Annotated in this window: 21 protein-coding genes; 9 read left to right on the top strand and 12 right to left on the bottom strand. The window is 64.8% G+C overall.

Features of this window, described 5'->3' with window-relative positions:
- Positions 1–50 precede the first annotated feature (50 nt).
- On the top strand, positions 51–1,748 hold the full coding sequence (gene yidC / locus ACR9ZJ_RS07625; protein ID WP_481287405.1) for a membrane protein insertase YidC: 1,698 nt from the start codon (positions 51–53) through the stop codon (positions 1,746–1,748).
- Between the two features lie 52 nt (positions 1,749–1,800).
- Positions 1,801–3,144: a tRNA uridine-5-carboxymethylaminomethyl(34) synthesis GTPase MnmE gene (gene mnmE / locus ACR9ZJ_RS07620; protein WP_481287404.1), complete on the top strand. Its 1,344-nt coding sequence runs from the start codon at positions 1,801–1,803 to the stop codon at positions 3,142–3,144.
- 57 nt (positions 3,145–3,201) lie between these two features.
- On the opposite strand, the gene ACR9ZJ_RS07615 is transcribed toward mnmE, so the two are convergent.
- Complete coding sequence (locus tag ACR9ZJ_RS07615; RefSeq protein WP_481287403.1) at positions 3,202–4,425, bottom strand: MFS transporter; 1,224 nt, start codon at positions 4,423–4,425, stop codon at positions 3,202–3,204.
- Between the two features lie 52 nt (positions 4,426–4,477).
- Positions 4,478–5,404, bottom strand: a complete 927-nt coding sequence (locus ACR9ZJ_RS07610) for a LysR family transcriptional regulator (RefSeq protein WP_481282036.1) — start codon at positions 5,402–5,404, stop codon at positions 4,478–4,480.
- 110 nt (positions 5,405–5,514) lie between these two features.
- Here ACR9ZJ_RS07610 and ACR9ZJ_RS07605 point away from each other — a divergent pair, with 110 nt between their 5' ends.
- Together ACR9ZJ_RS07605 and ACR9ZJ_RS07600 are read left to right on the top strand one after the other, a co-directional pair.
- Positions 5,515–6,564, top strand: a complete 1,050-nt coding sequence (locus ACR9ZJ_RS07605; RefSeq protein ID WP_481282037.1) for an NAD(P)-dependent alcohol dehydrogenase — start codon at positions 5,515–5,517, stop codon at positions 6,562–6,564.
- A gap of 121 nt (positions 6,565–6,685) precedes the next feature.
- A complete protein-coding gene (locus tag ACR9ZJ_RS07600) occupies positions 6,686–7,876 on the top strand; it encodes an MBL fold metallo-hydrolase (RefSeq protein ID WP_481287402.1) in 1,191 nt (396 codons plus the stop codon).
- Positions 7,877–7,924: 48 nt separating this feature from the next.
- On the opposite strand, the gene ACR9ZJ_RS07595 is transcribed toward ACR9ZJ_RS07600, so the two are convergent.
- Positions 7,925–8,377 carry a winged helix-turn-helix transcriptional regulator gene (locus tag ACR9ZJ_RS07595; RefSeq protein ID WP_481282039.1) on the bottom strand — a complete coding sequence of 151 codons (453 nt, stop codon included), beginning with the start codon at positions 8,375–8,377 and terminating at the stop codon, positions 7,925–7,927.
- Between the two features lie 80 nt (positions 8,378–8,457).
- Here ACR9ZJ_RS07595 and ACR9ZJ_RS07590 point away from each other — a divergent pair, with 80 nt between their 5' ends.
- The 5 genes from ACR9ZJ_RS07590 to ACR9ZJ_RS07570 all read left to right on the top strand — a co-directional run bounded on the left by ACR9ZJ_RS07590 (position 8,458) and on the right by ACR9ZJ_RS07570 (position 13,915).
- Positions 8,458–9,252: an SDR family NAD(P)-dependent oxidoreductase gene (locus tag ACR9ZJ_RS07590; RefSeq protein ID WP_481287401.1), complete on the top strand. Its 795-nt coding sequence runs from the start codon at positions 8,458–8,460 to the stop codon at positions 9,250–9,252.
- 211 nt (positions 9,253–9,463) lie between these two features.
- Positions 9,464–12,010, top strand: a complete 2,547-nt coding sequence (locus ACR9ZJ_RS07585; RefSeq protein WP_481287400.1) for an FtsK/SpoIIIE family DNA translocase — start codon at positions 9,464–9,466, stop codon at positions 12,008–12,010.
- Positions 12,011–12,093: 83 nt separating this feature from the next.
- Entirely contained in the window at positions 12,094–13,068 is a 975-nt protein-coding gene (locus tag ACR9ZJ_RS07580; protein WP_481287399.1) for an RHS repeat-associated core domain-containing protein, read from the top strand.
- Entirely contained in the window at positions 13,068–13,484 is a 417-nt protein-coding gene (locus ACR9ZJ_RS07575; RefSeq protein WP_481287398.1) for a DUF4279 domain-containing protein, read from the top strand. The genes ACR9ZJ_RS07580 and ACR9ZJ_RS07575 overlap by 1 nt, the downstream gene beginning before the upstream one ends.
- The gene (locus tag ACR9ZJ_RS07570; protein ID WP_481287397.1) at positions 13,463–13,915 is read left to right on the top strand and encodes a DUF4279 domain-containing protein; all 453 of its coding nucleotides are present in this window, start codon (positions 13,463–13,465) and stop codon (positions 13,913–13,915) included. The genes ACR9ZJ_RS07575 and ACR9ZJ_RS07570 overlap by 22 nt, the downstream gene beginning before the upstream one ends.
- 264 nt (positions 13,916–14,179) lie before the next feature.
- Here the strand turns inward: ACR9ZJ_RS07570 and rbsB are convergent, their stop codons facing one another.
- The 9 genes from rbsB to hslV all read right to left on the bottom strand — a co-directional run bounded on the left by rbsB (position 14,180) and on the right by hslV (position 22,037).
- On the bottom strand, positions 14,180–15,115 hold the full coding sequence (gene rbsB, locus ACR9ZJ_RS07565; RefSeq protein WP_481287396.1) for a ribose ABC transporter substrate-binding protein RbsB: 936 nt from the start codon (positions 15,113–15,115) through the stop codon (positions 14,180–14,182).
- Positions 15,116–15,135: 20 nt separating this feature from the next.
- A complete protein-coding gene (locus tag ACR9ZJ_RS07560) occupies positions 15,136–16,080 on the bottom strand; it encodes an ABC transporter permease (RefSeq protein WP_481287395.1) in 945 nt (314 codons plus the stop codon).
- Between the two features lies 1 nt (position 16,081).
- Positions 16,082–17,563, bottom strand: coding sequence for a sugar ABC transporter ATP-binding protein (locus ACR9ZJ_RS07555; protein WP_481287394.1), 1,482 nt, complete (start codon positions 17,561–17,563; stop codon positions 16,082–16,084).
- Positions 17,563–17,961, bottom strand: a complete 399-nt coding sequence (gene rbsD, locus ACR9ZJ_RS07550) for a D-ribose pyranase (RefSeq protein ID WP_481287393.1) — start codon at positions 17,959–17,961, stop codon at positions 17,563–17,565. Before rbsD ends, ACR9ZJ_RS07555 begins: the two co-directional genes overlap by 1 nt.
- Complete coding sequence (gene rbsK, locus ACR9ZJ_RS07545) at positions 17,958–18,854, bottom strand: ribokinase (RefSeq protein ID WP_481287392.1); 897 nt, start codon at positions 18,852–18,854, stop codon at positions 17,958–17,960. Before rbsK ends, rbsD begins: the two co-directional genes overlap by 4 nt.
- A 115-nt stretch (positions 18,855–18,969) precedes the next feature.
- Positions 18,970–19,323 (bottom strand): gamma-butyrobetaine hydroxylase family protein, encoded by a 354-nt coding sequence (locus ACR9ZJ_RS07540; protein WP_481282049.1) that lies wholly within the window; start codon positions 19,321–19,323, stop codon positions 18,970–18,972.
- 182 nt (positions 19,324–19,505) lie between these two features.
- Entirely contained in the window at positions 19,506–20,123 is a 618-nt protein-coding gene (locus tag ACR9ZJ_RS07535; protein ID WP_371024389.1) for a hypothetical protein, read from the bottom strand.
- A 39-nt stretch (positions 20,124–20,162) separates the two neighbouring features.
- Positions 20,163–21,500, bottom strand: coding sequence for an ATP-dependent protease ATPase subunit HslU (gene hslU / locus ACR9ZJ_RS07530; RefSeq protein WP_481287391.1), 1,338 nt, complete (start codon positions 21,498–21,500; stop codon positions 20,163–20,165).
- Positions 21,501–21,503: 3 nt separating this feature from the next.
- On the bottom strand, positions 21,504–22,037 hold the full coding sequence (gene hslV / locus ACR9ZJ_RS07525) for an ATP-dependent protease subunit HslV (protein ID WP_481282051.1): 534 nt from the start codon (positions 22,035–22,037) through the stop codon (positions 21,504–21,506).
- Positions 22,038–22,125 lie beyond the last annotated feature (88 nt).

Below are 22,125 nucleotides of genomic sequence, written 5' to 3'. Positions count from 1 at the left end.
CCGCCTTTCCCGGCCATCCGGCCGTGGCGCCATTCGGATCTGGCCCTGCAATGAATCAAACGCGCACGCTCCTCTTCTTCGCGCTCATGTTCGTGGCGTACCTGCTGTGGACGGAATGGGAAAAGGACTACGGTCCCCAACCGGCCGCTCCGACGCCGGCGGCCCAGACCGACGCCGGCAAGCCGAACACGGACAGCAGCATTCCCGGCGCCGCCGCGCCGGCCAAGGTGCCGGGCGACGCCACCGCGCCCGCCGAGGAAGGCAAGGCAGAACTGGTCACGTTGTCGAACGACGTGCTCCGCCTGACCATCGACACCCGTGGCGGCAGCATCGTCCGTTCGGAACTGCTGGCCTATCCGAACGAGCCGGTCACCAAGAAGAATCCCAACCCGCCGCCGGCACGCCTGCTCGACGACGAGGCCGCGCATTTCTTCGCCGCCCAGGATGGCCTGGTCAGCAATACGGGCCCCGCGCCCGATCACCGCGCGTTGTTCCATGCGGAGAAGACCCAGGCCGCACTGGCCGACGGCGAGAAGTCGGTGAGCGTCGACCTCACCTGGACCGATCCGTCGGGCCTCAAGGTGATCAAGCGCTATAGCCTGAAACGTACCGATTACGTGGTCGATCTCGACCAGCGCGTGGAGAACGGAACGAGCGCGGCATGGACGGGCAATGCCTATCACCAGCTGCAGCGCGTTCCCGCGGAGAAGGTGAACTGGTTCAAGGCCTATACCGATCCGGCCCAGCACAGCTTCTTCGGCGCCGCGTGGTACAGCCCCGAAAGCAAGTTCGAATCGCTGCCCTTCCTCGATTTCGCCAAGAAGCCGCTCAACCGCCAGATCACCGGCGGTTGGATCAGCATGCTGCAACATTACTTCTTCGTCGCCTGGATCCCGCCGGCCGACCAGTCGGTCAACTACAGCAGCACCATCGTCGATCCCAACTCGGCCACCCCGCGCTATCTCGTGCGTGCGTTCGGCCCCACCATCCAAGTGGCGCCGGGCCAGGCCGTGGACAGCGTGGCACGCCTGTACATCGGTCCGAAGCTGCAAGGCACGCTCGATGTGATCGCCCCGGGCCTGGAACTGACCAGCAACTACGGCTGGCTGACGATCATCGCCCAGCCGCTGCACTGGTTGCTGTCGCAGTTGCATGCGATCAGCGGTAACTGGGGCGTGGCGATCATCCTGCTCGTGTTGCTGATCAAGGCCGCGCTCTACAAGCTCACCGATGCGCAGTTCCGCTCCGGTGCGCGCATGCGCAAGCTGCAGCCGCGCGTCGCCGCGCTCAAGGAGCGTTACGGCGACGATCGCATGAAGATGCAGCAGGCCATGATGGAGCTTTACAAGAAGGAGAAGGTCAATCCGATGGCGGGCTGCCTGCCCATCCTGATCACCTTCCCGATCTTCATCGGCCTGCTCCGCGTGCTGTCCGAATCCATCGAACTGCGTCATGCGCCGTTCTTCGGCTGGATCCATGATCTCTCGGCGCCCGATCCGTTCTACGTGCTGCCGGTGCTCTACTTCCTGGTCACGCTGCTCACCCAGCGCATGATGCCGACGGCAGGCATGGACCCGACCCAGGCCAAGATGATGAAGGTGATGCCGTTGATCTTCGGTGTCTTCTTCGCCTTCTTCCCGTCGGGCCTGGTGCTTTACTGGACCGTGAACGGCGCCACCAGCCTGCTCCAGCAGTGGTGGATCAACCGTAGCGTCGACAGGGCCGACATCAAGGCCAAGACGGCGTGATCACCGGGCGGCGCGTCGAAAGACGCGCCGCTTCGCTATCGACAGGTAAGCCATGAACCACGGTGAAGACACCATCGCAGCCATCGCCACGGGTGCCGGCGCGGCCGGTGTCGGCGCCGTCCGTGTTTCGGGCCCCCAAGCGCCGGCGATCGCCCGCGCCATGTTCGGACGCGAACCGATACCGCGTCATGCGCATTTCGCCGCGTTTCGCGATGGCGACGGTGAGCTGATCGACCGCGGCATCCTGCTTTATTTTCCTGGCCCGGCTTCGTACACCGGTGAACACGTGCTCGAGTTGCAAGGGCACGGCAGCGCCGTGCTGCTCGACGCTCTGCTTCGCCGGACGATAGCCCTCGGCGCCCGGCTTGCGCGGCCCGGTGAGTTCACGGAGCGCGCCTTCCTCAACGGCAAGCTCGACCTCGTCCAGGCGGAAGCGGTGGCCGATGTCGTCGCCGCCACGTCCGAAGCGGGCGCGCGCGCCGCGTTGCGATCCATGGAAGGCGTGTTCTCCGCGCGCGTGGACGCATTGCTCGGCGAACTGATCGCGCTACGCGTGCACATCGAGGCGGCCATCGATTTTCCCGAGGAGGAAATCGACTTCCTCGCCGACCCGGCGATCGGTCGAAACCTAGCGAGCCTGCGTGCGAATCTCGACGCCTTGTTGGTCGAAACCCGCCGCGGTGTGCGGCTCAACGACGGTATCGTGGTGGCCATCGTGGGACGCCCGAACGCGGGTAAATCGAGTTTATTGAACGCGCTCGCGGGACAGGAGCGCGCCATTGTCACCGATATACCCGGTACGACCCGCGACGTGTTGCGCGAGTCGGTGAGCATCGACGGCGCCACTTTCGAGCTGGCGGACACAGCGGGTCTTCGTGAGTCCGACGATGTCGTCGAACGCGAAGGCATCCGTCGTGCTCGCGCACAACTCGAACGCTGCGACGTCGCGCTTCTCGTCACGGACGATGCGCATGCGAACGAGGACCTCGCCTTCTTCGACGGCACGCCAAGTCAGGCGACGCGCGTCGTCGTCGTCAACAAGATCGATCTGTCGGACTCGGTGGCCCATCGCGAACGCCGTGACGGGTACGAAACCCTCTGGTTGTCCGCACGCACGGGCGAAGGCCTGGATCGATTGCGCGCGATGTTGCGCGACCTGGCGACAGCTGGAGCGGGCGAAGGCGCTTTCAGCGCGCGTCGCCGTCACGTCGTGGCGCTCGAGTCGGTACGTGACTATCTGGATCGTGCGGCTATCGCCTTGCACGACAGCCACGCGGGCGAGCTAGCCGCTGAAGAACTGCATCATGCGCAGCGGGCGCTGGGCGAGATTACCGGCACGTATTCTTCCGACGATTTGCTCGGGGCGATCTTCAGTTCGTTTTGTATCGGGAAATGAGGCGGGGTGAATCGCGGACAGGGTCCGCTCCCACCGAGCGTGCCGCCCGGTCGGGCATCAGCAGGGCTCTGGCGCGGTGGTGATAGCGCGGCGCTCGCTGGCGACGGACACCGCCCAGATCGCCAGGCCGGCGATAGCCAGCAAACTGCCGACCCACCCCGGCGACGTCCAACCGTACCCGTGCGCGATCGCAAGCCCACCGAGGAAGGGTCCCAGCGCATTCGCCGTATTGAACGCCGAGTGATTCAGCGACGCCGCCAGGCCCTGCGCATCGCCTGCGACATCCATCAGTCTCGTCTGCAACACGGTACCCAGCGCACCGCCGATACCGATGAGGAAGACGTCGAGCCCGAGTGTCCAGACATTGCCGGCAGCCAACGGAAACAGCGCCAGCATCACCATGCTCCACACGAGCAAGCCGCCCGCGGTGCGCATCAGCGCGCGGTCGGCGAAGACGGGCACCACCATGTTGCCGACGGTCAGGCCGACACCGAAGATGCCGATGACCCAGGGAACGGTGTGCAACGGCATGTGCGTGACGGAAATGAGGGTGTCGGCCAGATACGTGTAGACGGCGAACATGCCGCCGAAGCCGATGGCGCCGATAGCGAGGGTGAGCCACACCTGCGGACGTTTCAGCGCACCGAGTTCCCGTAGTGGACTGGCATCCTTGTCCGCCGCGACTTCGGGTGCGAATACCGCCACGGCGGACATCGTCGCGATGCCGAGTATGGCCACCAAGGCGAACGCCCATCGCCAACCCACCGCCTGTCCGAGCCAGCTCGCCAGCGGCACGCCCACCACCGTGGCGAAGGTCAGGCCGAGGAACATCTGGCCGACGGCCCGGGTGCGGCGGTTCGCCGGTACCAGCGACGAGGCGACCAGGGCCGCGACGCCGAAGTAAGCGCCGTGCGGCAGTCCAGCGAGGAAACGGAACACCAGCATCCAGTGATAGTTCGGCGACAGCCCGGTGAGGCCATTGAACACCGTGAACATGGCCATGAGGATGAGCAACAGCTTGCGCCGCGGCACGCGCGCGCCCAGCACCGTCATGATCGGCGCGCCGACCACCACGCCCAGCGCGTAGGCACTGATGACGTGGCCGGCCGTGGGCGCGTCGATGCCGAGCCCCTGCGCGAACAACGGCAGCATGCTCATCGAGGCGAACTCGGTGGTGCCGATGGCGAAGCCGCCCACGGCCAGGGCGAGGATCACCAGGCCGACGTGGGGGGCGCGAACGGGCGGCGTGCCCGGGGCGATCACGGGAGCGGTAGAGGTCATGGATGGCTCGGGGACGAGGGGCGCATCGCCGTGGTGCGACGCAGCATGCCGACTAGGATACGCCCGCTGCCCGGTCGGTCGCCACCGTCCAGCGGGCATCGCGGACGAATTCCACGAACGCGCGCAGGGCCGAGGTCACCCGCCGCTGGCGCGGGTAATACAGCATGAAGCCCGGGTACGGAGGGCACCAATCCTCCAGCACGCGGACCAGCTTCCCCTCGCGGACGAGGTCCGCCACCTGGTCTTCCAGCACCAGGGTCACGCCGATGCCGGTAAGGGCGGCCTCGACGGACAGGCGGAAGTCGCCGAAGGTGACCCGGCCGCGCACATCCAGGTCGAGCTTGGTGGCGCCCTGTTCGAATTCCCACTTATAGAGACGCCCGCTGGGAAAGCGAAAGCGGATGCAGTCGTGCTGGAAGAGGTCGTTGGGATGTTTCGGAATGCCGTGCGTGGCGAAGTATTCCGGCGATGCCACGCACGCGCCGCGCTGTTCGCCTCCGATCGGCACCGCGATCATGTCTTCGGGCACCGCTTCGAGGAAGCGGATGCCCGCATCGAATCCGAGCGCGACGATATCGACCAGGCTGTCGTTATCCACCGCTTCGAAGTGGATATCCGGGTAGGTGGCGAGGAATCGGGGCAGGAGGTCGGGTAGCAGCAACTGGGCCGTGACCCGGGGCATGTTGATGCGCAAGGTGCCGGCGGGCGTCGCACGGAAGTTGTTCATTTCCTCCAGCGCCTCGTTCACGTCGGTGAGCGCGGGCTGCAACCGTTCGAGCAGCCGCTGCCCCGCCTCGGTCAGCGAGACGCTGCGCGTGGTCCGGTGGAACAAGGTGACGCCCAACCGTTCTTCCAGCCCGCGGATCGCGTAACTGATCGCCGACGTGGACAAGGTGAGTTCCGCCCCCGCCTTGCGGAAGCTGGCGTGGCGGGCGACCGCGGCGAAGGCCGCGAGATGGGAAAGGTTGTCGGGTCGCATGATTGTGAAGGATAACTCAACGATTCGTCCCGTATTCCCCGTTGGCCGGAACGATTGTTGAACCCTTATCGTTACCGGCTACCGAACCACCCCAGAAGAGGATGACTCCCATGTTCGAAGTCCGCGGATTCGCCGCCCCCCAGGCCAAGGCGCCCCTCGTTCCCTTCAAGGTTCCGCGTCGCGACGTCGGTGCCCACGACGTCCACATCGAGATCCTGTACAGCGGCATTTGCCACTCCGACCTGCACCAGGCCCACAACGACTGGGGCAACTCCATCTACCCCATGGTCCCTGGCCACGAGATCGTCGGGCGGGTGAAGGCCGTCGGTTCGGCGGTGAAGAAGTTCAAGGTCGGCGACTACGCCGGCGTCGGTTGCATGGTCGACTCCTGCCGTGAATGCGAGTCGTGCAAGCGCGACCTCGAGCAGTACTGCCTGAACCACACGAGCTTCACCTACAACGGCACGGAGCAGGATCGCAGCACGCCGACCTATGGCGGCTACTCCACCGATGTCGTGGTCGAAGAGCGCTTCGTGGTGAAGGTGTCCGAGAAGCTCGACCTGAAGGCCGTCGCCCCGCTCCTTTGCGCCGGCATCACCACGTATTCGCCGCTGCGCCACTGGAACGTCGGCCCGGGCCAGAAGGTGGGCGTCGTCGGCCTCGGTGGCCTCGGCCACATGGGCGTGAAGTTCGCCAAGGCGATGGGCGCGCACGTCACCATGATCACCACCTCGGCGTCCAAGGGTGCGGACGCGAAGCGCCTCGGCGCCGATGCCGTGCTGCTGTCGACGGACGCGGAAGCGATGAAGGCGGCTGCCGCCAGCTTCGATTTCCTGCTCAACACGGTGCCGGTGTCGCATGACCTGAACCCGTACATCAACCTGCTCAAGCTCGACGGCACGATGGTGCTGGTCGGCGTGCTCACGCCCATCGACGGCATGATCGGTGGTGCCTTGATGCTCCCACGTCGCACGATCGCCGGCTCCGCCATCGGCGGCATGGCCGAGACCCAGGAAATGATGGATTTCTGCGCCGAGCACGGCATCGTGTCGGATATCGAGCTGGTCGACATGGCGTCGATCAACGAGACCTTCGTACGCCTGGCGAAGAACGATGTGCGCTACCGCTTCGTGATCGACATGGCGACCATGCCGGCCTGAGGCGAATGACGTTCGCGACCGGGGCCGCTCCTACGGATAGCCCCGGTCGCGAGCACCGCCTGGCGGTGACTAACCCGGGCCCACCCGCTATCGTCCAGGCGAATCCCAAAGGACTCCGGGCTTGAAACGATTCCTCCGTTATCTGGCCGTCGTCGTCGGCCTGCTCACCGCCTTTCTCGTCTTCGCCGCGGTCTCCGCGTGGCCCAACATCGGTTCGGGAGCAAACGATCCGCGTGTCGCGGATGTCGTCCGTTCGCCGCAATGGCACGGCGATCGTTTCGCCAATCCCTTGCCGATGTACAGCAACCTCAAGGGCGGCATCCTGCAGATGCTCGAATCGCAACCGGGCGAAGAACCCGATGCCCCGGTACCCACGGTCGATTCTTCAGCCGTCTATACGCAACCGCCCGCGAGTGGACTGCGCGTCACCTGGTTCGGCCACTCGTCGATGCTCGTCGAAATCGATGGCGTGAACATCGTCGTGGACCCGTTCTGGAGCGAACGTCCGTCGCCTTTCCCCTGGCTTGGCCCGAAGCGCTGGTACGCGCCTCCCGTGCCGATCGATCGCCTGCCGCGCGTCGACGCGGTCGTGATCTCGCACGACCATTACGACCATCTGGACCGCGCGTCCGTGCAGGCGCTGAACGCTCGTGGCGCGCGCTTCATCGTGCCCCTCGGCGTCGGTGCGCATCTCATCGGTTGGGGCGTGCCGCAGGGCCGGATCACGGAGTTGGACTGGTGGCAGGAAGCGAAGGTGGGCGATGTGCGCATCGTGTCGACACCTTCACGGCATGCATCGGGCCGCCTTTCGCCGCAGAGCGACCAGACGCTATGGACGGGCTTCGCGCTCGTCGGTCCCGCTCATCGCGCCTTCTATTCCGGGGACACCGGTCTCAATGACACCTTCGTCGACGTGGGCACGAGGCTCGGCCCGTTCGATGTGACGATGATCGAGGCCGGCCAGTACGACCCGCAGTGGCCTGACTGGCACCTCGGCCCGGAGCAGGCGATGCTGGTGCACGAAGAGGTTCGTGGCCGCGTATTGATCCCGGTGCACTGGGGGCTGATCAAGCTCGCTCATCACGCGTGGACCGAACCGCCGGAACGCATTCTCGCGGCGGCTCGATGCAGCCACGCCGACGTGCTGGTTCCGGAGCCGGGACAGGCGGTGGAACCGGCGACGCATCCCGTGATCCCACGCTGGTGGCCGGCGCAGCGCTGGTTTACGGGAGCGCAACACCCGATCGTCGCGTCACGCCACGGCGATCCGGGCGAAAAATTCGACGTGCCCGTGTGTCGAAGCGACGCCTGAACGCGCGGGCCGTCCGGGGATAGCGAGCAATCGTTACGGGCGCCTGCGCTATGCCAGCAGCGATCCGTCAGGCATTTCCAGGTGCATCGCTATCCCGCCGAGCGGCTTGCCCGTCGTTTCGTCCACCACCACGGCCCGTACCGGGCAGCCGGTCTCCTCGTTGACGAGGTGGCTGAGCTTGCCTTTGCCGTTATACCGGCGACCCCATTCGCCCATGGCCGCGAGGATCGGAATGAAATCCCGGCCCGCCTGGGTCAGCACGTATTCGTCGCGCGGCGGGCGTTCGCTGTAGCGGCGCTTTTCCAATACGCCCGCCTCGGTCAAGGACTTCAATCGACGGGACAGGATGTTCGGCGCGATGCCCAGGCTGGTCCGGAACTGGTCGAACTGGGTCATGCCGCGGCTGGCGTCGCGAAGGATCAGCGCGCTCCAGGCATCGCCCACCAGGGCGAGGCTCCGGGAGATCGCGCAGGTGCCTGAAGAAAGTTTGTCGATGTCCATTGCATTATGATAGTGAAGTCACTATCGTAGGGCAACCTAGTTACTATCACTTTGCAAGTAACCCCTACGGAGTCATCGTCATGAGCACTGAGAACAAAGGTACGGCCCTGGTCACAGGCGCTTCTTCGGGCATCGGCGAGGTCTATGCCGAGCGCTTGGCCGATCGCGGTTACGACCTGATCCTGGCCGCCCGCCGCGTGGATCGACTGGAGGCGGTGGCGCAGAAGATCACCGCCCGCACCGGCCGCAAGGTCGAGGTGTTGCGCGCCGACCTGACCGACCGCAAGGACATCTCGGCCGTGGAACGCCGTCTCGCCGAGGACGCGTCGATCACCCTGCTGGTCAACAACGCGGGCGTGTCGCTCGACGGCAGCCTGCTAGAGAACGGCAGCGAACCCATCGAGAAGCTGATCACCGTGAACATCCTCGCCCCCACCTTGTTGACCGCGGCGGCCGCGAAGGCCTTCGTGGCACGCGATAAGGGCGGCATCATCAATATCGCCTCCGTCCTGGCCTTCGTCCCCGAAATGTTCGACGGCATCTACAGCGGTTCGAAGGCCCATCTGGTCAACATCACCCAGAGCCTGGCGGCGAAGGTGCAAGGCACGAACGTGCGCGCACAGGCCGTGTTGCCGGGCGCCACGCGCTCGGAGATCTGGGAAAAGTCGGGCAAGGACGTGGATGCGCTCCTTCCGGGCATGGTGATGGAGACGGCGGACCTCGTCGATGCGGCGCTGGTCGGGTACGACCGCGGCGAGGTGGTGACGATTCCGCCGCTGCAGGATGAAGCGCAGTACAAGGCGTTCGAGGCGGCGCGGCTGGCGATGGGGCCGAACCTCTCGCGCAAGGAAGTGGCACCGCGCTATCGCGTGTGATGTAGCGAAATCGCCGACAGGGTCGGCTCCCACCGAGCAGGCAACCGCAATCTTGTGGGAGCCGATTCATCGGCGATCCGGAGCAACCTGGTGGGAGCCGACCTTGTCGGCGATGCTCTCCAACACGAACAGTGGCTTACCATCACTTCCGTTTGGGCAGCGCACGAATGCGCGCTAAACTGTAGAACTCGCTAGGTTCTCGCGGTTAGGCATGCTCTCCTTCGTGTTCGGTGCCTTCGGGCTGTCCACCCTCTGGCTGCTTCCCCTGCTCTGGCGTCTCGGCGTCGCGATGGTCCGGCGGCGGCGTCCGCCGACCGTCGGCCCCGGTGCGATTCGCTTCTGGGCGGGCTTCCTGCTCGTGTTGCTTTCGAGCGCCACGCTCGAAGGACTCGTCCTGTCGCACTACACGGACGATCCCTCCGTGGGAGGCGCGCTGTGCCATTGGCTGGCAGGGGCCGTCTCGGGCTTCCAGGGCTTTGCGGCGTTGCTCTGCGTCGTCGCCGCCGTGGTCGCCTTGCCGTGGTATCTGGGCGTTCCCTGGTCCGCTTTCCTCGTGCGCGGCAACGCGCTGGTCGAACCGCTGGGCATCCTCGCCGTTGGCGGAATACGTCGTCTGTTCAACCGCGCCGCGCCGCGCGCGACCGGCAGACGCTCCGTTCCCGCAGTACGCCGGCCGGACCGCGCATCGGTTCGGCGGAAAACGACGGCTGCCGCTTCACGTCAGGCACCGGCAGCGCACGCGCCTCGCGTTGAAACGTCGCGTCGCGAACCTGCTCCATCCGTGCGACCTTCCGTGGCCACGCCGGTGCCGCCGCGACATCGGGCGCGGCCGGACACGGTGATTCGGGAGCCTTGGCTGGCGCCGAAGACGATGGCTGCGGCGGGTTCCGAGGTGGCTGTCCATGTCATGGAGCGTGAGGCGAGGCTTGAATCGCCGACAGGGTCGGCCCCCACGGGTCGGGGCATCGCGATGCCGGTCGAGGATGTCGCCGAGGTGGTTTCGCAGAAGCATTCCGACGATGTTTTCCATAGCGCGCCGTCAGTCAGCGCAGCAGTGACTCCAGCCATCGCGCCATCGGTTACCCCGGCAGTGTCTCCAGTAGTCGCACCATCGGTCACCCCTGCCGTAACTCCAGCCGTCGTGCCGTCTGTTGCGCCTGTTCCGGTCGCCCCCGTGTCGCGATTCGCGATCGCGGCTAACGACGAAATGCCCGTGGAGTCGACGCCTATCGTCGCGCTTGCGCCGGTTCGTCCTTTGCGAGCGACGAACACGAGCGGCGTCACGGTGCCACCGCTTTCCCTGCTTGCCGCCGCGCCGGCCAACGCCACTACCGCGATCTCCGAACAGGAACTGGTCGATACCGGGGAACTGATCGAACAGCGCCTGCGCGAATTCAAGGTGCCGGTGCAGGTGGTCGGTGCTTCCGCCGGCCCGGTGATCACGCGCTACGAAGTCGAGCCTGCCGTTGGCGTGCGCGGCAACCAGATCGTCGCCTTGATGAAGGATCTTGCCCGCGGTCTCGGACGCACGTCGATCCGCGTGGTGGAGACGATCCCCGGCAAGACGTGCATGGGTCTGGAATTGCCGAACGAGCATCGGCAGATGATCGCCTTGTCGGAAATCCTCGATTCGGCGGAATACCGCGATTCCGATTCGTTGCTGACGCTGGCCATGGGCAAGGGCATCACCGGCGAGCCCGTGGTGGCCGACCTGGCCAAGGCGCCACACATGCTGGTGGCGGGAACGACGGGCTCGGGCAAGTCGGTCGCGGTGAACGCGATGATCCTGTCGATGCTCTACAAGGCCACGCCCGACGACGTGCGCATGATCATGATCGATCCGAAGATGCTGGAGCTTTCGGTCTACGAAGGCATCCCGCACCTGCTCGCCCCGGTCGTGACCGACATGAAGCTCGCCGCCAACGCGTTGAACTGGTGCGTGGCGGAAATGGAAAACCGCTACAAGGTGATGTCGGACCTGCGCGTGCGCAACCTCGCCGGTTACAACCAGAAGGTCCGCGAGGCGCGGGCCGCTGGCAGACCGTTGTTCAATCCCTTCCCCGCGCATCCGGAAGTGCCCGAGCATCTCGACACGTTGCCGATGATCGTGGTGGTAATTGACGAACTGGCCGACCTGATGATGGTCGCCGGAAAGAAGATCGAGGAACTGATCGCGCGGCTGGCGCAGAAGGCACGCGCCGCGGGCATCCACCTCATCCTCGCCACGCAACGGCCGTCCGTCGATGTCATCACGGGCTTGATCAAGGCCAACATCCCCACGCGCGTCGCCTTCCAGGTGTCGTCGAAGATCGATTCGCGCACCATCCTCGATCAGATGGGCGCGGAAAGCCTGCTCGGCCAGGGCGACATGCTGTTCCTGCCGCCTGGCACGGGCTACCCGCAACGCATCCACGGCGCCTTCGTCGCCGACGAGGAAGTGCATCGCATCGTGGCGTGGCTGAAGCAGTTCGGCGAGCCCGACTACAAGGATGAAATCCTCGCCGGTCCCGCCAGCGAAGCCATCGACGGCGAACCGGGCGAAGACGGAATCGACGCCGAGCTGGACCCCCTCTACGACGAAGCGGCGGCTTTCGTGCTCCGCTCGCGTCGCGCTTCCATCTCGTTCGTGCAACGCCAGTTCCGCATCGGCTACAACCGCGCGGCACGACTTGTCGAGGCCATGGAAGCGGCAGGTCTCGTTTCGTCGATGGGCATCAACGGCCAGCGCGAGGTCATCGCGCCGGGGCCGCAGGACTAGTTGCGATTGCCGCTCCTTGACACAGATCGAAAATTAAGGTGGCATTGAACAGTCGCGAACGAGGCGACGCAGGGGGAACAGGGATGAATCAGTGTTCGTCGTGGTCGACGTGGGTAGCGCGTGCTCGAAAACTAAATCTATGGGTATTCCTGGTTTTGGGAGCGCTATTGCTTACACCATTGCTTGCTGAAAGTGCTCCTACAAAAACGGTCACTTATTATTTGACCGATCCACAAGGCAACGTCGTGGCAACGACGGATGCAAGCGGAAATGTTACTGCTCGGTTCGATTACCGCCCGTACGGAAGCCCGGCAGCTGCTGATGCACCGGATAATCAACCAGGGTATGCCGGTCACATTGAGGAGAGTGAATCTACGTTTTCATACATGCAGGCACGGTATGACGATCTGGAGATAGGTCGCTTTCTCAGCATCGATCCCATCAAGCCAACTCCTGGCGACGTGTTCGGAATCAACCGATACGCGTACGCGTCAAACAGCCCCATGGTGAATGTCGATCCTACTGGTATGGACGATTGTTCGACTGCGGGTGGTTCCGATCAGGCCCCGTGTCCTCAGACGCCGTCTCCGACCACGCCCTCTCCATCTCCGGAAGATGCGGTCACGCTACCAGTAATTCCCGTAACGCCAACAACGTTGCCCGTTCGCACCTCACCACGTGTCACGCTGGTACCTGTCCCTCTGATCGTTGCTCAGGCAGCGGTGGCCGGTCTCTTCTTTGTCGATTCAAACCGCTTCAACGAATTGGTGTTCGATCATCACAGTTGCTACGGTTCGATTAGCTGCGGCGTCTCCCCTCCCAATATTGTCTATAGCCTTCCGCCAGGATTCTGGCCAGCCGATAAAGGTGCGGCGGAATGGGGACGCAGAAGCGGGCTTGGTAAGAGTGTGGGGACGCGACGCTTCCATAAGGTGAAGCAAGATGACACGACACACCGTGGCGGTCGAGCGGATTGGGGTGTTAACCCGGACACGGGAGACATTGTTGATCCTGAAGGAGAAATCCACGGAAACCTCAATGATGGGGATGTGAAGTAATGACGACCGTGGATGTATCAATATATGTAAAAGGGCCGTCACTGGATCTCGAAGAGGTGACGCGATCCCTTGGCACATCACCTGATCACGTTCGCCGAAAGGGTGACAAGAAAGTACCGCACAACGAACGCTCGGCCCTTTTCCTTACGAACATATGGACAATATCGGTTTCGTCATCATCTGCGAATGTCGAAGGCGCAATCGGAAGCTTGATTGAAAGAATGGCTGCGGACGCCACACTAAATAAGGTGAGTGGGATCGAAGATGCCTATCTGGACATTCTTCTCGTGAACACCGTGACCCACGACGACCTGGAAGTGCCCGTTGACCTTTCGTTGAGTGCGGAGAGTATCGCGACATTGGCCCGAATCGGGCTGTCATTGCGAATATCGGTATGCAATTCGACACCCGATTGAACGCGGTAGGTGGCGGAGTAAATTCCTTGCTGCAAGTTTCTCTGTACGTGAAAGGACGGGATCTCAACGCTGACGATGTTTCTCGGGTCTTAGGAGTCGGTCCAAGCAAGATGAGCCGAAGGGGCGAACCAAAAATCCGGGGACGCGAATGGCCCGTTTATGCAACGACGACATGGAAGCTTTCCCGCAGAACCCAGTCGGCTGATGTGAGCGGTACCATCATCGAATTGCTCGCGATGCTTCACCCTTCAGCCCGTCCAGCACAAATTCAAGGCGCCGATGACGTGTTCATCGACGTCTTCATGGCCAGCACAGTCGAAGCCGGCAACCTTGGCGCATCGATAGAGTGGCAGTTGACGACGGATGCTCTGCACGCGCTGAATCGTTTCGGACTGCCCGTGCGCTTCTCGGTATGCAACGTGGAACCTTGAGCCTTCCTTGGTGGGAGCCGACCCTGTCGGCGATGGGTGCTTGCCTCACCCTGGCCCGCTGCCGCGGGATCGCCGACAGAGTCGGCTCCCACCATGTTGCCGTAACCTGATTCGCTGCCGCGGGATCGCCGACAAGGCCGGCTCCCACCCAGCATGGACACGGCGCTATTGTGGGAGCCGCTTCAGCGGCGATTCCCGCGAAGCGGACGCATGGAAAAAAGGCCGGGCCACCTCGCGGTGGCCCGGCCTTTTCAGTCAACCCGCTTATTCCTTCGTGAGGAGCTTCAACGGCACGGCGATCGACTTCTCGACCGGTTGCTTGTCGATGAGCTTCTTCGCCGTTTCGACGCCGAGCTTGCCGATCTCTTCCGGCTGCTGGGCGACAGTGGCGGCCATCGCGCCGCTCTGCACGGCGGCCTTGCCGTCCGGCGTGCCGTCGAAGCCGACGACCAGCACCTTCTTGTTCTTGCCGGCCAGGGCCTGCACCGCGCCCAGGGCCATTTCGTCGTTCTGGGCGAAGATCGCCTGCACGTCGCTGTTTCCCTGGAGCAGGTTCTCGCTCACCGAAAGGCCTTGCGCGCGATCGAAGTTGGCCGGCTGCTGTGCGACGATCTTCATGCCGGTGGTAGCGATCGCGTCGTCGAAGCCCTTGCCGCGCTCGCGTGCCGCCGAAGTACCGGCCACGCCCTGCAACTCGATGATGTTGCCCTTGCCACCCAGCGCCTTGTCCAGGTAATCGGCGGCCATCTTGCCGCCGGCGACGTTGTCCGAAGCGATATGCGAAGCGACTTCGGCGCCATCGACGCCGCGGTCGAGCGTGACCACCGGGATGTTCGCACGCTGTGCGGACTGCACCGCACCGGCCAGGGCCGACGAATCGGTGGGATTGAGCAGGATCACCGAGACGCGCTTCTGGATCAGGTCTTCCACGCTTGAGATCTGGCGCGCCGGATCGTCTTGCGCGTCGACCACGACGAGTTGCACGCCGGCGTCCTTGGCGGCCTTCTGGGCGCCGTCCTTGAGTTCGACGAAGAACGGGTTGTTCTGCGTGGACAGCGCGAGGCCGACCACCGGAGTGCCCGAGGGCGCGGCGCCGCCGGCGGTCGCACCGGCGGCCGGAGCGGATTCGCCCGGACCTTGTTGCGAGCAGGCCGCGAGAAGCGTTGCCGCGGCCGCGGCGAGGAATGTCAGTTTGCGCATGGTGTGTTCCCTCGTTGTTATTACTGCCGCCTGTCGAGCAGGACGGCGATCAGGATGACGATGCCCTTCACCACCTGCTGGTAGAAGGAGCTTACGCCGAGCAGGTTGAGACCGTTGTTCAGGAAGCCGATCAGCAGCGCGCCGACCAGGGTGCCGAAGAGCCAGCCCCGGCCACCGGAGAGGCTGGTGCCGCCGAGTACGACCGCGGCGATGGCGTCCAGCTCGTAGCCGGCACCCGCGGTGGCTTGCGCGGAATACAGGCGCGAGGTGAGCACGATGCCGGCGAAGGCGGATAGCAGGCCCGAGAGGCCGTAGATGGCCAGCTTCATCGGCGACAGGCGCACGCCCGACAACCGCGCCGCTTCCTCGTTGCCGCCGATCGCGATCACATGCCGACCGAACACCGTGCCACGCAGCAGGAAGCCGCAAAGCACGAACGCGACGAACATCCAGATCACCGGCAACGGGATCAGGTTCGCCACGTAGCCTCCGCCGAGCAGCGCGAAACCGGGATTGGTGACGGGAATCGGGCTGCCTTGCGTATACGAAAGGGTGACACCGCGCAGGAGGGTCATCGTGCCCAACGTCGCGATGAATGGAGCGACCCTGCCCCACGACACCAGGGCGCCGTTGACCATGCCGAGCACGAGGCCGAGCAGCAAGCCCGCACCGGCCGACAGCACCATGCCGTGGCCCGCGGCCATGAGGCCGGCCGTGACCGCGCCCGTGAGGGCGAGGATGGCGCCGACCGACAGGTCGATGCCGCCGGCGAGGATCACGAAGGTCATGCCGAAGGCGATCAGCGCGTTGATCGACACCTGGCGCAACACCGTGAGCAGGTTGCCCGTGGTGAGGAAGTCCGGGCTCATGATCGACAGCGCGATGAAGAGCAGGATCAGTCCGATCACGGAACCGAGGCGTTGCAGGAGCGTCGTGGCGCGGCTCCAGTCGAGTTGGAGAGTCATGTCACTTGCCTCCGGTCGCGGCGGTCATCACGGTTTCCTGGGTGGCACCGTGGGCGTCGAGCAGGGCCGTCGCGCGGCCCTCGTGCATGACCAGGATGCGGTCGCTCATCGCGAGCACCTCCGGCAGTTCCGAGGAAATCATGAGGATGGCCACGCCCTGCTCCGCGAGTTGATTGATGATGTGATAGATCTCGGCCTTGCCGCCGACGTCGACGCCGCGGGTGGGCTCGTCGAGGATCAGCACGCGTGGCTTCAACGCCAGCCACTTGGCCAGGACGACCTTCTGTTGGTTGCCGCCGGAAAGGGCGCGCACGTCGAGTTCCATGTCGCGCGTGCGGATCTTCAATGCGTCGATCAGGCCGCGCGTCTGTTTCTTCTCGCCCGGACGATCGACGAGGCCCGCATGCGCCGGTACGCGCGGAAGGCTGACGTTCTCGCGCAGGCTCATGCCGAGCACCAGTCCCTGGGCCTTGCGATCCTCGGTGACGAAACCGAAGCCGGAGTGGATCGCCTCGTTCGGTGACTTCGGCGTCACCACCTTGCCGTCGAGCGTGACCGTGCCTTCGCTGAGCTTGTCGAGGCCGAACAGCAGGCGCGCCAGTTCGGTGCGGCCGGCGCCGAGCAGGCCGGCCACGCCGAGCACTTCGCCCGAATGCAGGTCGAAGCTCACGTCCTTCACCATGCCACCGGTCACGTGTTCGACCTTCAGGCGCACCTCGCGGATGTTCGGTGTGCGCGAAGGGAAGCGCGCGTCGAGCGTGCGCCCGACCATCATCTTCACCACCTCGTCGAAAGCCAGGCCGGGGACCGGGCGCGTGCCGACGAAATGGCCGTCGCGCAGCACCGAGATGCGATCGCACAAGGCGAAGATCTCTTCCATGCGGTGCGACACGTAGACGATGCCCGTGCCCTGTGCGCGCAGGTCACGGATGAGCTTGAACAGCGTGTTGGTCTCGTGTTCCGTCAGCGCCGCGGTCGGCTCGTCCATGATCAGCACGCGCGCGTTCTGGCCGAGGGCGCGGGCGATCTCGACCATCTGCTGCTGGCCGACGGACAAGCGTTCGATCAAGGTGCCCGGGTCGAGACGTTCCATGCCGACGCGGGCCAGCCACTCCATCGCGCGCTTGGTCATCGCGCGGTGGTCGAGCAGGCCGAAGCGCTGGATCTCGCGGCCGAGGAAGAGGTTGTCCGCGATGCTGAGCGCGGGAATCAGGTTGAGTTCCTGGTGGATGATGGCGATGCCGTATTTCTCGGCATCCGCGGGCGTGGTGATCGACGCCGGCTTGCCGTCCACCTCGATGCTGCCGGAGTCCGGTGCGTAGATCCCGGTGAGGATCTTCATCAAGGTCGACTTGCCCGCGCCGTTCTCGCCCATCAGCGCATGCACTTCGCCCGGCAGCAGTTCGAAGGCCACGCCTTCGAGCACCTTCACCGGGCCGAAGGCCTTGTGGATGTCTTGCATCCTGATCAGGGGCGCGCTCATCAGAACGTGACGCCGGCGTGCAGGATCACGTTCGCATAGGGCGAGGTCTCGCCGGTACGAACCACGGCCACCGCACGCGCGGTCGCCTGCTTGAGGTCGTCGTGCGACAACTCTTCGACCGCGAGGCCGTCGCCGGCGAGGCGGCGCGACAGCGCGACGAGCGCGGGATTCCTTTCATGGATCTCGCGCGCCACGGTGACGCGTTCGACGGCGAGTTCCGCGTATACCGCGTCGAATACCGTCGCGAAGGAGGGCGTGCCCGGCAGTACCGCGAGGTCGATACAGGGCACGCCGCGAGGCACCGGCAGTCCCACGTCGGCGATCACCAGCGTGTCGGTATGCCCCATCGCGGCGATGATGCGGTTGAGCTCAGCGTGCAGCAGGCCGCTACGTCTCATCGATGTGTCTCCAGGAATGCCGCGAGTTCATCGGCGCGTGGCATGCCGTCCTGCGCGCCCAGGCGGGAAACGGCGATCGCCGCGGCGGCGCATGCCTTGCGCACCGCCATGTCGAGGCCTTCGGCCAGGTGCACCGCCAATGCGGCGTTGAAGGTGTCACCGGCGCCCGTGCTATCCACGGCGTCGACCTTGAAGCCCGGCTGGTGCCGGGGCTCGTCGTCCTTGTCGCGGAACCACGCGCCGTCCTCGCCGCGGGTCAACACGACCGGGCAGGGTGCGCGACGCATGAGATCGCGGAAATCGGATTCGCCTTCCGCGCCGAGCACCGTGGCGAGCTCGTGCTGGTTCGGCGTGAGGAAGCGCACATGCGACAACCATTCGACCGGCAGACGCTGGGCGGGAGCGGGATTGAGAATGACCGGAGCGCCTTCTTCCCGCGCGATGCGCAAGGTGGCCTCGACGGCGTCCAGCGGAATTTCGAGTTGGACCAGTACCGCGTCGGCACCGCGAATGAGTTCGCGCGCCGCCTCGACCTGGGCGGGGGTGACGCGCCCGTTGGCGGCGGGTACCACGACGATGTTGTTCTCGCCGCCGGCGACGGTGATCGACGCCGTGCCGCTGCCGATGCCATCGATGCGGGCGACGTGGCGGACATCGATGCCCTCGGCGACCAGGCCGTCATACAGTTGCTTGCCGAAGGCATCGTCGCCGACGCAGCCGACCATCGATACCGAGGCACCGAGCCGCGCGGCGGCTACCGCCTGGTTCGCGCCCTTGCCTCCGGGGATCGTGAGGAACCGGTCGCCGGTGAGCGTCTCGCCCGGGCCGGGAAAGCGCGGCGCGAGGGTGACCAGGTCCATGTTGATGCTGCCGACGACGACGATTCGCGTCATGCTGGTTTGCTCCGGAGTAGGAATCGCGGAACGTCCGGTGTTCGCTGGTGGATGCGGGATGGCGCGCAAATATACGCCTTGCACGCGCATGTTGCTTTCATGCGCATGCTTTCCCTTACCGGGACAGGCCTTTGGCGTCGAGTTCGGCGAGATAAGCGGGCCATGCCGTGTCGTAGGCCCGGCCGAGGTCGTAGAGCGTGTCCCAGCCGAAGATGCCGCTGGCGTGGCCGTCGTCGAAGCGGATCAACACGCCGTAGTGGCCGGTGGGTTCGAGCGCGGTGATGCCGACGTCGCGCTTGCCGGAGACCAGGATCTTCTGGCCCGGCCCGTGACCTTGCACCTCGGCGCTGGGCGAGTTCACACGCAGGTATTCACAGGGAAGACGGAAGCGCTCGCCGTTGTCGAAAGCCACCTCGAGGATGCGCGAGGCCGAGTGCAGGACGATGTCGAGGGGACGCGGGCGGGACATGGGCCGATGGCCTTGGAATGGAGCGGGGAGCCGAGCTTAAAGCTTCTTGTGGGAGCCGACATGGTGTGGGAGACGACTTGTCGGCGATGCCTGCCTGGAACGAAGGGCATCCGGCGTGGTCGCGAGCACCCTTTCGCCGCCGAAGCGGCTCCCACACTTATGCGAGCGGTGGCTGCATAGGATCAGGGCGCGCGGCCGAAGCCGTCGCCCGTGCCCTGTTCCAGCGGCGGCGGATCGCCGGCGACAGCCAGGAGCGCGGTCGCGTAGGCGTCTTCCATGCTCACCGTGGAGACTTCGTCCCAGGAGAAGAACGAGGGCTCGCGCAGCCACTCCGCGTCGGGAGTGATCTCCTGCATGTTGAAGCCTTCGTCTTCCACGCTGACCACGCGGCCGATGTAGCAGACCTCGGACTCGTCCTCGCTGTCGACGTGCACGCCGATGACCGGCGCGTGCGCCGCCGCGGCCTGTACGACCTGGGCGATGTCGTCGAGGGGGAAGTCCGCCGGCGGCGTCGGGCGGATGCCCTTCATCGCGAGCGCCTTCTCCAGGAAGCCGGCGTGCTTGTCCGGCGCCTCGAATTCGGAGATGTCGCGGTGCCGCATGATGTACATGCCGTCATAGCTGACGCCATCGCCGACGACCCAGAGCAGGAAGAACTCGCGGCCGACACCGCCCACGTAGCCGCAGAAGCTGCCGTGTTCGAGTTCGTCGCGCCATAGACGTACCAGCTGCTGGTTGTCCTGCGCTTCGCGCAGGTTCGCTCGCTGGCCGTTGGTTTTGAGATGAATAACCTTGCCCATATACGTCAATAGTTTAGCAGAGGGGGAGGCCCCCGATGTTCAGAGGATGTAACGGCTCAAATCCTCGTCCTGGACCAGCGAGGCCAGGTTTTTATCGACATAATCGGCGTCGATCACGTATTTTTCGCCGGATTTGTCCGCCGCTTCGAAGGAGATCTTCTCCAGCAGGCGTTCCATCACCGTGTGCAGGCGGCGGGCACCGATGTTTTCGGTCCGTTCGTTGACCTGGAAGGCCACGTCGGCCAGGCGATCGATGCCCGTCTCGGTGAAGTCGAGGATCACGCCCTCGGTATTGAGCAGTGCAACATATTGCTTGGTCAGGGCATTGTTCGGCTCGCGCAGGATGCGCTTGAAGTCGTCGACCGAGAGCGCGTTCAACTCCACCCGGATCGGCAGGCGGCCCTGTAATTCAGGGATCAGGTCCGACGGCTTGGCCAGCGAGAACGCACCGGAGGCGATGAACAGGATGTGGTCGGTCTTGATCGAGCCGTACTTGGTCGAGACGGTGGAGCCCTCGACCAGCGGCAGCAGGTCGCGCTGCACGCCTTCGCGACTCACGCCGGCACCGCCCCACTCCGAGCGCTGGGCGACCTTGTCGATCTCGTCGATGAAGACGATGCCGTTCTGCTCGGCACTGTCCACCGCGTGGCTGCGCAGTTCGTCGTCGTTGAGCAGCTTGCCGGCCTCTTCCTCGACCAGGATCGGACGCGCCTGGCGGATGCTCATCTTGCGCTTCTGCGACTTCTGTCCGCCGAGGTTCTGGAACATCTTGCCCAGCTGCTGGCTCATTTCCTCCATGCCCGGGGGCGTCATGATTTCCACGCCGACGTTCATGGCGAAATCCAGTTCGATCTCGCGGTCGTCGAGGGCGCCTTCGCGCAGCTGTTTGCGCAGCTTCTGCCGGGTGTCGCTGTCGATCGCGGTGACATTGCTGCCCGTGTCGTCCCACCCGCTGGACTGGCGTCGCGGCAGCAGGGCATCGAGCAAGCGGTCCTCGGCGGCGTCCTCGGCCTGGCTACGCACCCGGCCCTTGGCATGGTCGCGCACCAGCTTGTACGAGACGTCCGCCAGATCGCGGATGATCGATTCCACGTCCTTGCCGACATAGCCCACTTCGGTGAACTTCGTCGCTTCGACCTTCACGAAGGGCGCGTTGGCGAGCGTGGCGAGGCGACGGGCGATCTCGGTCTTGCCGACGCCGGTCGGGCCGATCATGAGGATGTTCTTCGGCGTGACTTCGTCGCGCATGCCCGGTTCGAGCTGCATGCGGCGCCAGCGGTTACGCAGCGCGATGGCCACGGCGCGCTTGGCGTCGTGCTGGCCGACGATATAGCGGTCCAGTTCGTTGACGATCTCGCGGGGAGTCAGTTCGGACATCGGTCAGAGCTCTTCGATCGAATAATTGTGGTTGGTGTAGATGCAGATATCACCGGCGATCTTGAGCGCTTTTTCCACGATCGTGCGCGCATCCAGCCCGGTATTCTCCATCAGGGCCAGGGCGGCGGACTGGGCGTAGGGGCCGCCGGAGCCGATGGCGATGAGGCCGTGCTCCGGTTCGAGCACGTCGCCGTTGCCGGAGATCAGCAGTGAGGATTCCTTGTCGGCGACGGCCAGCATGGCCTCGAGGCGGCCCAGGCGACGGTCGGTGCGCCACTCCTTGGCCATCTCCACCGCGGAACGGGTGAGGTTGCCGCCGTGCTTGACCAGCTTTTCCTCGAACAATTCGAACAGGGTGAAGGCATCGGCCGTGGCGCCGGCGAACCCGGCCAGGACGTCGCCCTTGCCGAGGCGGCGCACCTTGCGCGCGTTGGCTTTCATGACGGTATTGCCGAGGGTGACCTGTCCGTCACTGCCGATGACGACCTTGCCGTCGCGGCGGACGCAGACGATGGTCGTGGCATGCATCGGTTCCATAGTGCGTTCCTTGGGGGAGACGCCTGAGGTGGGGGCCGGCCGGGGGTGTCGCAAGTACGGGCCGGCTGGCGTCGCCGGACACCGGGGC

This window comes from Luteibacter sp. KNZ12-1A (genome assembly GCF_056755675.1).
Note: the sequence above shows the minus strand (reverse complement) of the source record. Positions and strands in the feature narration are given on the sequence as shown.